This window comes from Streptomyces sp. NPDC047043 (genome assembly GCF_040644055.1).
Taxonomy (GTDB): domain Bacteria; phylum Actinomycetota; class Actinomycetes; order Streptomycetales; family Streptomycetaceae; genus Streptomyces.
On record NZ_JBEYVO010000027.1, the window covers coordinates 178,686 to 190,546 of the forward strand.

The 11,861-nt window shown below is 72.9% G+C and carries 12 protein-coding genes; 4 read left to right on the forward strand and 8 right to left on the reverse strand.

The features are described 5' to 3' along the window. The first annotated feature begins 57 nt into the window (after positions 1–57). Entirely contained in the window at positions 58–840 is a 783-nt protein-coding gene (locus ABZ880_RS36555; protein WP_361272169.1) for an ATP-grasp domain-containing protein, read from the forward strand. Positions 841–854: 14 nt separating this feature from the next. On the opposite strand, the gene ABZ880_RS36560 is transcribed toward ABZ880_RS36555, so the two are convergent. Beyond that, entirely contained in the window at positions 855–1,331 is a 477-nt protein-coding gene (locus tag ABZ880_RS36560; protein ID WP_361272171.1) for a rhodanese-like domain-containing protein, read from the reverse strand. Positions 1,332–1,425: 94 nt separating this feature from the next. On the opposite strand from ABZ880_RS36560, the gene ABZ880_RS36565 reads away from it, so the two are divergent. Next, positions 1,426–1,872: an Lrp/AsnC family transcriptional regulator gene (locus ABZ880_RS36565; RefSeq protein ID WP_361272173.1), complete on the forward strand. Its 447-nt coding sequence runs from the start codon at positions 1,426–1,428 to the stop codon at positions 1,870–1,872. Positions 1,873–1,894: 22 nt separating this feature from the next. Here ABZ880_RS36565 and ABZ880_RS36570 read toward each other — a convergent pair whose 3' ends face one another. From ABZ880_RS36570 to ABZ880_RS36600, 7 genes are all read right to left on the reverse strand, one after another. Continuing rightward, complete coding sequence (locus ABZ880_RS36570; RefSeq protein WP_361272176.1) at positions 1,895–4,885, reverse strand: SMC family ATPase; 2,991 nt, start codon at positions 4,883–4,885, stop codon at positions 1,895–1,897. Further along, positions 4,882–6,054 carry an exonuclease SbcCD subunit D gene (locus ABZ880_RS36575; RefSeq protein ID WP_361272179.1) on the reverse strand — a complete coding sequence of 391 codons (1,173 nt, stop codon included), beginning with the start codon at positions 6,052–6,054 and terminating at the stop codon, positions 4,882–4,884. The genes ABZ880_RS36570 and ABZ880_RS36575 overlap by 4 nt, the downstream gene beginning before the upstream one ends. Before the next feature lie 117 nt (positions 6,055–6,171). Further along, positions 6,172–6,798 carry a YigZ family protein gene (locus tag ABZ880_RS36580; RefSeq protein ID WP_361272182.1) on the reverse strand — a complete coding sequence of 209 codons (627 nt, stop codon included), beginning with the start codon at positions 6,796–6,798 and terminating at the stop codon, positions 6,172–6,174. Between the two features lie 25 nt (positions 6,799–6,823). After that, entirely contained in the window at positions 6,824–7,378 is a 555-nt protein-coding gene (locus ABZ880_RS36585) for a histidine phosphatase family protein (protein ID WP_361272185.1), read from the reverse strand. Further along, entirely contained in the window at positions 7,375–8,139 is a 765-nt protein-coding gene (locus tag ABZ880_RS36590; RefSeq protein ID WP_361272188.1) for a hypothetical protein, read from the reverse strand. The genes ABZ880_RS36585 and ABZ880_RS36590 overlap by 4 nt, the downstream gene beginning before the upstream one ends. A 133-nt stretch (positions 8,140–8,272) precedes the next feature. Beyond that, complete coding sequence (locus ABZ880_RS36595; RefSeq protein ID WP_361272190.1) at positions 8,273–8,605, reverse strand: DUF190 domain-containing protein; 333 nt, start codon at positions 8,603–8,605, stop codon at positions 8,273–8,275. A gap of 69 nt (positions 8,606–8,674) precedes the next feature. Continuing rightward, the gene (locus tag ABZ880_RS36600; protein ID WP_361272193.1) at positions 8,675–9,487 is read right to left on the reverse strand and encodes a GntR family transcriptional regulator; all 813 of its coding nucleotides are present in this window, start codon (positions 9,485–9,487) and stop codon (positions 8,675–8,677) included. Positions 9,488–9,781: 294 nt separating this feature from the next. Between ABZ880_RS36600 and ABZ880_RS36605 the strand changes: the two genes are divergently transcribed. Both ABZ880_RS36605 and ABZ880_RS36610 read left to right on the forward strand, forming a co-directional pair. Then, on the forward strand, positions 9,782–11,215 hold the full coding sequence (locus tag ABZ880_RS36605) for a cellulose binding domain-containing protein (protein ID WP_361272196.1): 1,434 nt from the start codon (positions 9,782–9,784) through the stop codon (positions 11,213–11,215). Between the two features lie 147 nt (positions 11,216–11,362). Then, positions 11,363–11,770: a CoA-binding protein gene (locus tag ABZ880_RS36610; protein ID WP_361272199.1), complete on the forward strand. Its 408-nt coding sequence runs from the start codon at positions 11,363–11,365 to the stop codon at positions 11,768–11,770. Positions 11,771–11,861: the final 91 nt, after the last annotated feature.

Below are 11,861 nucleotides of genomic sequence, written 5' to 3' on the forward strand. Positions count from 1 at the left end.
AGCGCTCGCACAAATTCGCTGTCCCCCAACCCTCCTCATGCGCCACCCTCGACGCTCATGACCGGCCGCACTCTTTTCCTCTCCCCGCGCGTCACCGCGACGGGCCAGGCCCTGGCCCGTGCGGCGCGCTCTCGCGCCCTGCACGTCGAGACGCTGCGCGACTGGCGGGTGCCCGAGCAGTGGGCCGGGGGCGCGTCGCTGTACGCCGGTCCCCTCTTCGCGGACACCGTCGCCGGCGGACTCGGTCTCGGGCTGCTGGAGGCGCCGGCGGACTGGCTGGCCCGGCTGCCGTACGCACTCACCTGCCGAGACGTCGAGTTCACGACGGTCGCCGAGGCGCGGCAGCTACGACGGCCCGCCTTTGTGAAGCCGCCGAACGACAAGAGCTTCCCCGCCCGCGTCTATCCGGACGGCAGCGGGCTGCCCGGCCCCGACGCGGGGGACGACACCGAACCGGTGCTGGTGAGCGACATCGTGGCGTTCGCGGTCGAGTACCGCCTGTTTCTCCTCGACGGCGAGGTCCGCACCGGCAGCCGGTACGCGACGCGCGGCGAACTCGACGTCACTCCGCTGGCGGAGGACCCGCGAGGGGATGAAGTGCTGGCATTCGCCGGGCAGTTGGCCGCATCGCAGTTGCCGAGCGCGATCGTGGTGGACGTCGGTGTGCTCGACGGCGGCTGGGCCGTCGTGGAGGCCAACGCCGCCTGGGCCAGCGGGCATTACGCCTGTGACGCGGACGCCGCGCTGGACGTGGTGCTGCGCGCGGCCCGCCCGGCGGCGGAGTTCACCGCGGCGGACCGGCGGTTCCTGCGGCCACTGCCCGAGGTCGTACGGGACTGAGCACCACGGCGGTTTCAGCAGCCGCAGTCCTCCGCGTCCACCGGCGCCGTCAGCGGGTCGGCGGCGCGGCCCTCGCGGCCCTGCCAGGTCTCGTACTCGAAGCCCTCGCGCGCCCAGTACTCGAATCCGCCGAGCATCTCCTTGACCCGGTAGCCGAGTTCGGCGAGGGCGAGTGCGGCACGGGTGGCGCCGTTGCAGCCGGGGCCCCAGCAGTACGTGACCACCGGCACCGACTTGTCGAGGAGCTGCTCGGCCTGCTCCGGGATGAGCGCGGTCGGCAGGTGGATCGCGCCGGCGATGTGGCCCTGGTCCCAGGACTCGGTGGAGCGGGAGTCCACGACGACGAACCCGGGGTCGCCGCCGGCCGCGAGCGCGGCGGCGACGTCGGACACGTCGGCGTGGAAGGCGAGGCTCGCGCGGAAGTGGGCGGCGGCCTCGGCCGGGGCGGCGGGCGCGACGCGGAGTACGGGGTTCACGGTGTCAGTGGTCATGGTCAGGAATCTATGCCGGTCGGACGGGCATCCGAAGTGGGGATCCCCGGGGTTCCCCTTGATCGGCCGGGGAATTCCCTGCTATCTCTCGGACATGACCGCGTTTTCCCCGGACGCCACCGACTGGCGCATTCTCGACGTCCTCCAGCGGGAGGGCCGGGCCAGCTTCGCCGAGCTGGCGCGGGCCGTCTCCATGTCGCCGAGCGCGGTGACCGAGCGGGTGCGGCGGCTGGAGGAGGCGGGCGTCATCCAGGGGTACGCCGCCGTCGTGGACCCCGACCGGCTGGGGCTGCCGATCCTCGCCTTCGTGCGGCTGAGGTATCCCAACGGCAACTACAAGCCGTTCCACGACCTGGTCGCCGTGACACCGGAGATCCTGGAGGCGCATCACGTGACGGGCGACGACTGCTTCGTCATCAAGGTCGCCGCCCGCTCGATGCGCCATCTGGAAGAGGTGTCGGGCAAGATCGGCGCGCTCGGCTCGGTGACGACGAGCGTCGTGTACTCGTCCCCGCTGCCCCGGCGTCCGCTCGGTCACTGAGGTCGCTGCCGGGCCGCCGGGATCACTGACCGCGCTGCCGCACCACCGACCCCGATCTGCCCTTCACGACCTCCAGTTGGGCATGGATGCGGCGTCTCAGGTCGGCCACGTGGCTGACGATGCCGACGCTGCGGTCGCGTTCGCGCAGGGAGTCGAGCACGTCGAGGACCTCGTCGAGGGTCTGGTCGTCGAGGCTGCCGAAGCCCTCGTCGATGAAGAGCGTGTCCAGGCGGACCCCGCCCGCCTCGTCCGTGACGACGTCCGCGAGGCCGAGGGCGAGCGCGAGGGAGGCGAAGAAGGTCTCGCCGCCCGACAGGGTCGCGGTGTCCCGCTCGCGTCCGGTCCACGCGTCCACGACGTGCAGCCCGAGACCGCTGCGGCCGCGGCCGGCCCGGTCGTCGGAGTGGACGAGGGTGTAGCGGCCGGACGACATGCGCTGCAGCCGTACGGTCGCGGCGGCGGCCACCTGTTCCAGCCGGGCTGCCAGGACGTACGACTCCAGGCGCATCTTCCGCTCGTTCTCGGCGGAGGTGCCCGCGGTGAGGGAGGCCAGGCGGGCCACGCGGTCGTACTCCTCGCGCAGCGGGGCGAGCCGGCGTACGCCCGCCGCCGACCGGGCGGACAGGCGGTCGAGGTCGCTGCAGCGTCCGGCGGCCGCGTCGCGCGCGGAGGCGGCGTCGCGCAGCCGCCGGCCCGCGACGGCGGCGGCCTCTTCCGCCGCGGCGAGCTCGGCGGGTGGCTGCTGGGCGGCCGCCGCGGTGTCGGCCTCGGCGAGGACCGCGCGCACGGCGGCCTCCTCGGACTGCCGGGCGTCCAGGCGGTGTTGGAGCTCGCGGTGTGCGGCGTCGTCGAGGAGGGCGGCGGCCGCGGCCTGCGGGGTGTCGAAGCCGGCGCGGAAGGCGGCGTCGGCGAGCCGGGCGTCGGCGTCCTTGAGCCGCTGGGCGGTGTCCTCGGCCACGCGCGCGGTGTCGGCGGCCTCGGTGAGCAGGGCGACCCGGCGCTCCAGCTGCGCGGCGCGCGCGGCCACACTGTCCGCGGCGCCGCGCGCCTGCGCCAACTCCTCTTCCAGACCGGCCCGTTCGCTGTCGAGCCGCTCCCGGTGGCCCACGCGTGAGGCGGCTCTGACCGCCGCCTCCTGCCGCACAACGGTGCGCTGCTCGTGCTCGTGCTCCGCCCGCCGCAGCTCCTCGCTCGCGGGGTGCAGCTCCAAGGCGGCACCGCGCGCCTGCGTGTACTGCCGCTCCAACTCCTCGACCCCTTCGGCGAGTCGGGCCGTGGGGGTGTCGCCCGCCTCGGCGGTGGCGGCGGCCAGCGCCTCCCGTACGACGCCCAGGCGCCGCTCGTCCTCGGTGCGCTGTTCGTCGGCGCGCTGGTAAGCGGCGAGGGCGCGCTCCTCGGCCTCGCGGTCGACGTGCCCGGCGACCTTGCGTGCCGGGGCGGGGTGTTCGGCGGCTCCGCAGACGGCGCACGGCTTGCCCTCGGTGAGGTTCGCGGCGAGCTCGGCCGCGATACCGTTCAGGCGCTGTTCCTTGAGGTCGAGCCAGTGGGCGCGGGCCTCGGTGGCCCGTTCGCGGGAGGCGAGCACGCGCGCGTGGGCCTCTTCGGTGTCGCGGGCGAACTGGTCGCGCTGGCGGGCGGCACCGAGCCTGCGCTGTGCGGGCTCGCGCTGCACGCCGAACTGCTCGGCCCGGGTCGCGGCCTCCTGCGCGGTTTCGATGCGGGTCTGCAGTGCGCTCCGGGTGGTCTCCCAGCCCGCGAGCCAGGCCTCGGCCTCCTGCAGGACGTCCTCGTCGGCACGCTCCCGGCGGTCGAGGTCGGCCCGCTCCGCGACGAGCTCGGCCAGCCGCTGCTCGGCGCGACGAGCCGACTCCAGCCCGCCGAGCTCCTCGGCGGTGCGCCGCGCGGCGGCGGCGAGCCCGGCCGCACCGGCGCCGGCGAACGTCTCGGGCAGCACCGTACGCGCGCGTGTCTCGGCGGCGGCCGCCCGCCGGTGTTCGGCGTCCGCGGCCTCCCGCAGCTCCAGCGCGGGCGCCACCGCCTCGGCCTTGCGGGCCCGCTCCATGCGCGCCTGTGCCTCGCGGTATGCGTCGGCGCCCTCCTCGAGCCGGGCGGCGCGCTCCCGGGCCTCCGTGAATCGCCGCTGCAATCGGGCCACTTCGCGTACGTCGCCCAGCGCGCGCTCGGCGGCCGCCTGCGCGGACTCCGCTGCCCTGAGGCGGCAGTGGGCGATCGTCAGCTGTTCGCGGGCGGTGCTGCGGGCGACGGCCGCGGCGGTGATGACCGCCTCGGCCAGGCCGGGCTCGCCCGGTGCCAGCTCCGGCAGTTCCATGACGCCGCCGGCTGCCTGCTGCATCCGGTGCGCGTCGGCCAACAGCGCGGCGTCCCCCTCGCGCACCTGGGCCTCGGCGGCGCGGCGCCGCTCGGCGAGGCGTTTTTCGACCTCGGCGAAGCGGTGGGTGTCGAAGAGGCGGCCCAGCAGCTTGCCGCGGGCTTCGGCGTCGGCGCGCAGGAAGCGGGCGAAGTCGCCCTGGGGCAGCAGCACGACCTGGCAGAACTGCTCGCGGCTCATGCCGAGCAGCTGAGTGATCTCCTCGCCGATCTCCTGGTGCGAGCGGCTGAGGTCCTTCCAGGCGCCGGCCGTGGTGTCGTACTCGCGCAGCCGGCTCTGGGCCTTGTCGACGGTCGTGCCCTTGCCGCGCAGCTTGGGGCGCTCCCAGGGCGGCTGCCGGGTGACCTCCAACCGGCGCCCTGCGACGGTGAGTTCAAGGGTGACCTCGGTGCGGGTCGTCGCCGAGGCGTGGTCGCTGCGCAGGTTCATGCCCTGGCCGCTCTGCCGGGCGCCCGGCACGGCGCCGTACAGCGCGTAGCACACGGCGTCCAGGACGGATGTCTTGCCGGCTCCCGTCGGCCCGTGCAGCAGGAACAGCCCGGCGGCCGACAGGTCGTCGAAGTCGACCGACTGGGAGCCCCCGAAGGGGCCGAACGCGGTGACGTCCAGCCGGTGCAGCCTCATCGCGCCACCTCCCGCACGGCCTCGTCCGCGCGCACCGCGTCGAACGCGTCCCGCAGCACGGCCTGTTCGCGCTCGTCGGGTCCGGCGCCGCGCACATGGCCGACGAAGTCCTCCGCGATCTGCTGGTCGCTGCGGCCCGCGAGCCGCCTGGCGTACGACACGTCGGGATCGTCCGGTGCCCGCTCCGGGTCGAAGACCAGGCTGAGCGTGTGCGGGAAGCGTTCCGTGAGCCGGGCCATGGGATCGGCCGGGCGGACCGGGTCGGTGAGGGTGGCCTCGACCCACGCCTCCTCGCGCCGCGCGAGCCCGGGGTCGGCGAGCAGGTCCTCCAGGGTGCCGCGGATGCGGGCCAGCGCGCGGGGCACCGGGCAGTCGATCCGTTCGGCTCCGGCGAAGCCGTCGGCGTCGAGGTCGACGAGCCACATGGTCTTGCGGTGGTCGGTCTCCGAGAACGAATACGGCAGCGGGGAGCCGGAGTAGCGGACCCGCTCGGTGATGGTCTGGCAGCCGTGCAGATGGCCGAGCGCCGCGTAGTCCACGCCGTCGAAGACCCCGGCGGGCACGGAGGCGACACCGCCGACGGTGATGTCCCGCTCGCTGTCGCTGGCCTCGCCGCCGGTGACGAAGGCGTGCGCGAGGACGACGGACCGGGTTTTCTGCGGTCCACGCGCGCGCGTGGCGAGGTCCGCGCGGACGCGATCCATGGCGGCGGCGAGCACGGCCTCGTGACCCGCCTTTTCCACCCCGAACTCGTCCTTCACCAGCGCCGGTTCGAGATACGGCAGCCCGTAGAACGCCACGTCCCCATGCGCGTCGGAGAGCACCACCGGCGTCCCGCACGCCGAGGGCTCGGTCCGCAGATGGATGCCCGCGCGCCCGATGAGCCCGGCGCCGACGCCCAGCCGGCGGGCCGAGTCGTGGTTCCCGGAGATCATCACCGTCGGCACGCCCAGGTCGGCGAGCCGGTGCAGCGCGTCGTCGTACAACTCGACCGCGGCGAGCGGCGGCACCGCCCGGTCGTACACGTCCCCCGACACGACCACCGCATCGACGCCGCGCTCACGCACGGTCGTGACGAGGTGTCCGATGAACTCGGCCTGGGCGCCGAGCATGCTCACTCGGTGGAACGCCCGGCCGAGGTGCCAGTCGGAAGTGTGCAGCAGTCTCATGATCCTCGACCCTAACGGCCGGGTCTGACATCACGGGCGGTTACTCCCGTATCGGCCCGTCATGGGCCGTCATGAGCCTTGCCAGGCCGGTCCGTTACGCCCGTTTCGCCCCGAACGTCACGCGTCCCCGTAGACCTCCCCGCCCAGTTCGAACCCGGCCGTCCCGGCGGTCGCGTCGGCGAGCCAGGCGCGGAAGGCGTCGACGTCGGCGTCCGGCAGTGCGATCTCGATCGTGACGGCCTCCGCGTAGTGGACGTCGCGTACTTCGCGGCCGGTCGAGCGCAGGTCGTTCTGGACCTTTCCGGCGCGCTGGTGGTCGACCGTCACCGTGGCCAGGCGGAAGCGGCGGCGGGTGAGGGTGCCGAGGGTGTCCAGGGCCTCGCCGACCGCGCCGCCGTACGCCCTGATGAGTCCGCCCGCGCCGAGCTTGACGCCGCCGTAGTAGCGGGTGACGACGGCGACCACGTACCGCATCTCGCGGCGCAGCAGCATCTGCAGCATGGGGACGCCCGCGGTGCCGCCCGGTTCGCCGTCGTCGCTGGCCTTCTGGACGGAGGCGTCGGCGCCGATGACGTAGGCCCAGCAGTTGTGGGTGGCGTCCGCGTGCTCCTTGCGCACGGCGGCGACGAAATCCTGGGCCTCCTGCTCGGTGGCCGCCGGTGCGAGGGTGCACAGGAAGCGGGAGCGGTTGACCTCGGTCTCGTGCACGCCCGCGTGGGCGACCGTGCGGTACTCGTCCTGCATCGGGCCAGCCTATGCGGCGCGCGGGCTACTTCTTCCCGCCGCCCTTCTTGCCCCGCGGCACGATCATGTCCGTCAGCAGCGCCGTGCCCGGGGCGAGCGCCTGCCAGGTGGTGCCGTGCCAGGCCAGCACCGCGATCGCCGAGGTCGGGAACTTCACCTTCACCTCGTCCAGCGCATCGTCGAGGCTGTCCTCGGCCAGTTCGAGGACGAGTTCCTCGAGGCCGGGGTTGTGCCCGACCAGGAGCAGCGTCTCGACCTCGGTTGGCACCTCGTGCACGACGGTCAGCAGGTCGGACACCTCGGCGGCGTAGAGCCGCGGATCGTGCCGTACGGGCGGTGGGGTGCCCCACTGGCCGGAGGCGAGGTCCCAGGTCTGGCGTGCGCGTACGGCGGTGGAGCACAGGGCGAGGTCCGGCAGGCAGTCGATCTCGGCGAGCGCGCGGCCCGCGGCCGGGGCGTCCCGGCGGCCGCGGGCCGCGAGCGGGCGCTTGTGGTCGGGGACGCCGGCCGGCCAGTCCGACTTGGCGTGCCGCAGGACGACCAGGCGGCGCAGCGGGCCCGCTCCCGCACGCGCGATCATGCCGGGGATCCGAGATCGCGGGTGAAGTCCAGGCCGAGCAGCCGGTCGGCGTAGGCGTACGTCTCGAAGCGGGCGCCGTCCGACAGGTCGGGCGCGGACTCCACCCAGGTCAGCACATCGAGCACGGCGGGCACGTCCAAGTCGTCCTCCCAGGCGGTACGCAGGCGGGTGCGCGCCTCGTCGGGGATGGGCCGCGACGGCTGCTGCGCCCAGGCGGCGACCGCACGGCGTCGGCGTACGAGGGTGTCGTGGGCCTGGCCCAGGACGGCCGCGTCGAGTCGCAGAGGCGCGCTCCGGTGCCGGGTGAGCAGCGCCAGGCGCAGGGCGGTCGGGTCCGCGTCCTGCGGTGCGCCCGGCAGTTCGGAGTGGACGGGAGCGACGGCGACCTGTACCCCGTCGGGGGTCGAGCCGCCCTCCTGCACCACATGGATGACCTGTGCCTCGCCCAGGCCGGGGCCGATGTCCCGCCTGTCCTCGAGGGGCCGGATGCCGAGCGCCGCGACCGCGGCCCGCAGTTGCGCCTGCTCCCGCTCGCCGGTCAGCACCCCCCACACCGGAGTGCCGCCGAGTTCCAGGGCACGTACGAGAAGGTCGGCGACCAGCAGCACACGCAGGGCGCCGGTGTCATAGCCGGGCACATGGGCCTCGACGCGGGTCAGCCCCCGGCGGACCGGGGCGGCGTCGACGGACTCGCCGGTTCGGGCGTCGGTGATGCGCAGCACGCGCCGAGCGTAGGCGGGCGGACGGCCTCGCGCAGGCATCCGGCACGAATTCCGGACAAGGTGGCGGGATTCAACGAGATACGCGGACGTATACGCGCGCGTGCCGTGGCGGCTGGGCCGAGGTGACGTGCACGCGCGCGTGCAAGCCCCGGCGCCCGCCTCGCCGTACGGCTCACTCATGTGCGGCAGGCGTGTGGATCCGCACGCGGTCGAGCACCGCCACCGCGGACGTCTCCCCCAGGACGTCCGCCACGTGCGGCAGGAAGTCTCTGAGGCGGGGCTCCTCGTCGACGATGACCACGGCGCACGGGCCCTTCGGGCCGAGGGGCGCCTGCTTGGGGTCGCCGGCGCCGAAACCGGTGATCCCGCGGAAGACTCTCGCTCCGATGAGGCCCTCGCGCCGCGCCCGGTGGACGAGTTCGGTGTAGGCCGGTCTGTGGTGCCAGACGACGGCCGCGTCGAGATGGATGGTCAGGCGTGCGGCGAGCATGTCGTACCCGGTCATCGGCCACCCCCAGCCGTGCGGACTGTCCCGACCGTACAACGCCACCGGGTTCCCCGAAACACGCCTCGGTCACCGGTCGGTGTGGACGTCGCCCCGGGCCGTGAGGACGACGGGTTCCCGCTGGGCGAAGGCCCCCGCCTGCTCCTGACCGGCCGACGGGCCCAGGGCCAGGCGGGTGACGATGCGGTAGCGGTCGCCCCGGTAGAGGGAGTGCACGTACTCGACGGCCCGGCCGTCGGTGTCGCTGGTCAGGCGCTCGAAGAGGAGCGCGGGAGACAGGTGGGGCACGCCGAGGATCTTGGCCTCGGCCGGGCTGACGACGGTGGGTTCGACGGTCTGCACGGCCTCGCTCACCTGGACCCCGTGCCGGTCGCGGAGGTGCTCGTACAGGTCGCCCGCCTCCAGTTCCCGGGCGGTGAGCGCGGGCACCAGGCTTGCGGGGATGTGCAGGTGCTCGATGGCCATGGGGGCACCGTCGACGAGGCGCAGGCGCGCCACGTAGACGATCTCGGCGGCGGGTGACAGGCGCAGTTTCCGGCCGACCCGGGCGCCGGCCGCGATCGTGGTGAATTCCAGCAGCCGGCTCGTCCAGACGCCGGAGGCCTGCGGGAGGGCCATGGCCTGTTGGTCCGGGACGAGTTCCTGGGTGATCTTCTCCGGTGCCACGAACATGCCACGGCCGTGTTCGCGCACGAGGAGCCCCGCGGCGACGAGTTCGTCGACGGCCGCCCGCAGGGTCGGCCTGGAAACGTGCAGGGCGGAACACAGGGACCGTTCGGAGGGGATGGCGTCGCCGGGACTGAGCGTCTCTATGAGCTCGAGGATGTGGTCCCGGACGCGTTCTCGCTTGAGAACGACCCCCGATTCGCCGCCACCGTCCATGGTTCCGCTCCTGCCCCACCGTCCGCGAAATTACCTGACCAGTCCGACCATTGCTTACCACTGACCGGGCACTGGTCAGGCGCAGTGTAGCCACCTTTCGCCCCGCACTGCACGAGCCGACGACAGCCGTGCGGTCAACAACCAAGCAGACGTGGAGGGTTGACGACCTCATTGGTCTATGCCACCTTCATCGACCAGCAAGAGGTCACCTGACCAGTTGTCGAACTGGTCAGGTTGCATGTCCCCGCGCCGGCCGTGCTCGTACGCCAGATCCCCATCGCGGAAGGAACCTCCATGAAGCCCCGACCCGTTCCCAGCAGAATGCGCATCGCCGCAGCCGCCGCCGTTGCCATGGCCATGGGCACCGCCGGTCTCGCCGCCATGACCGGCACCGCGAGCGCCGCCGGCGATGCCGTGACGGTCCAGTACCGGACCAGTGCCACGGGCGCCACGGCCGACCAGGCCGAGCCCTGGCTCAAGGTCAGGAACACCGGCGACGGCACCGTCCCGCTCAGCAGCGTCAAGGTGCGCTACTACTTCAAGGCCGACTCGGCCGGCGCCACCTACCGCTTCGCCTGCTCCTGGGCGGTCAAGGGCTGCGCCAACATCACCGGCACCTTCGGCACGCTGGCCAACCCCACGGCCACCGCCGACCGCTACCTGGACATCCAGTTCACCCCGGGAGCGGGCACGCTCGCCCCCGGCGCCGACACCGGGGACATGCAGCTGCGCTTCTACCGCTCGGACTGGCAGCCGCTCGTCCAGAGCGACGACTACTCCTTCAACCCCGCCCTGACGTCGTACGCGGACTGGCCGAAGGTCACCGCCCAGCTGTCGGGCAGCACCGTGTGGGGCACGGCGCCCGAGGGCAACGGCCCGACGGATCCGCCGACCGACCCGCCCACCGATCCCCCGGCCGGCGGGCAGATCCTGTTCGACGACTTCAACTACACCGGCTCCGCCGACCCGAAGATCTCGGCGAACGGCTGGAGCGTGCGCTCCAACTCCGGCGGACCCGGCGTGCCCGGCGCCACCTGGTCCCCGGAGAACGTCACCTTCGCGAGCTCCGGCGGCAACTCCGTCATGAACCTCCGGACCTCGACCGCGGGAACGGCCGAGAGCACCAGGCAGACCGAAGTCCTCACCAAGTCCGTGAAGTTCAAGAACGGCACCTACGCGGCCCGGGTCAAGTTCTCCGACGCACCGGTGTCCGGGCCCGACGGCGATCACCTCGTCCAGACGTTCTTCACCATCAACGACCTGAAGGCGCCCATGGCCGACGACTACTCGGAGTACGACTTCGAGTACCTGCCCAACGGCGGCTGGGGCGAGCCCTCGAACATCCTCTACACGACGTCCTGGGAGACCTACAACCCCGACCCGTGGCAGGCCGTCAACCAGCACACCGAGTCCCGGCAGAGCTACGCCGGCTGGCACGACCTGGTGCTCACCATCGACAACAGCAGCATCAAGTACTACATCGACGGCCGGCTCTTCGGCGCCCATGACGCCGCCTACCTGCCCGAGCGTCCGATGTCGATCAACTTCAACCAGTGGCTGATCGACCTCGCGGGCCAGACCGGCACGACCCCCCGCGCCTACGACGAGCAGGTCGACTACGTCCTGCACGTCAAGGACCAGGTCCTGACTCCGGCCCAGGTCACCGCGAAGGTCGGCGCCTACCGCACGGCAGGCACCACCTTCGAGGACACCGTCCCCGGCAGCTAGCCGGTCGCACCAGGCGGCGGGGCGCGGCCGGTTGATGCCGGGGCCCTGCTGCCTGCCGCCGGGCTTCCGCAGTCCTGAGGAATCACCGCGCTCCGCCCACTGTTGTCGGGCACAGCAGCTCTTGCACGCATCCCAGGGAGGGCGAACGTGTACGGCGACCCCGCAACGATCCGCAAGATCCTCACCGAGTCCGGCGACACCTGGGCGGTGGTGGGCCTGTCGTCGAACCGGGCGCGTGCCGCCTACGGCGTCGCCGAGGTGCTGCAGCGCTTCGGCAAGCGCATCGTGCCGGTCCACCCCAAGGCGGAGACCGTGCACGGCGAGCAGGGGTACGCCTCCCTCGCCGACATCCCCTTCGACGTGGACGTCGTCGACGTGTTCGTCAACAGCGACCTCGCCGGACCGATCGCCGACGAGGCGGTGGCGAAGGGCGCCAAGGCCGTCTGGTACCAGCTCGGCGTGATCGACGAGGCCGCGTACGAGCGCACGCGCGGGGCGGGTCTCGACATGGTGATGGACCGCTGCCCCGCCATCGAGATCCCGAGGCTGCGCTAGGAGTTGTCTTCAAATGTCACGCCCACATCAGCAGCGATGCGAGGGTGACGGCTGCTTGGTAGGACTCGGCGGTCTTGTCGTAGCGGGTCGC

Bases quoted from the DNA above. Each gene is read 5' to 3' on its own strand.
- ABZ880_RS36580 (WP_361272182.1), bottom strand. From the start codon at position 6,798: ATGCAGGACGAGTACCGCACGGTCGCCCACGCGGGCGTGCACGAGACC.
- ABZ880_RS36585 (WP_361272185.1), bottom strand. From the start codon at position 7,378: ATGATCGCGCGTGCGGGAGCGGGCCCGCTGCGCCGCCTGGTCGTCCTG.
- ABZ880_RS36575 (WP_361272179.1), bottom strand. From the start codon at position 6,054: ATGAGACTGCTGCACACTTCCGACTGGCACCTCGGCCGGGCGTTCCAC.
- ABZ880_RS36565 (WP_361272173.1), top strand. From the start codon at position 1,426: ATGACCGCGTTTTCCCCGGACGCCACCGACTGGCGCATTCTCGACGTC.
- ABZ880_RS36555 (WP_361272169.1), top strand. From the start codon at position 58: ATGACCGGCCGCACTCTTTTCCTCTCCCCGCGCGTCACCGCGACGGGC.
- ABZ880_RS36595 (WP_361272190.1), bottom strand. From the start codon at position 8,605: ATGACCGGGTACGACATGCTCGCCGCACGCCTGACCATCCATCTCGAC.
- ABZ880_RS36590 (WP_361272188.1), bottom strand. From the start codon at position 8,139: ATGCCTGCGCGAGGCCGTCCGCCCGCCTACGCTCGGCGCGTGCTGCGC.
- ABZ880_RS36605 (WP_361272196.1), top strand. From the start codon at position 9,782: ATGAAGCCCCGACCCGTTCCCAGCAGAATGCGCATCGCCGCAGCCGCC.
- ABZ880_RS36570 (WP_361272176.1), bottom strand. From the start codon at position 4,885: ATGAGGCTGCACCGGCTGGACGTCACCGCGTTCGGCCCCTTCGGGGGC.
- ABZ880_RS36600 (WP_361272193.1), bottom strand. From the start codon at position 9,487: ATGGACGGTGGCGGCGAATCGGGGGTCGTTCTCAAGCGAGAACGCGTC.
- ABZ880_RS36560 (WP_361272171.1), bottom strand. From the start codon at position 1,331: ATGACCACTGACACCGTGAACCCCGTACTCCGCGTCGCGCCCGCCGCC.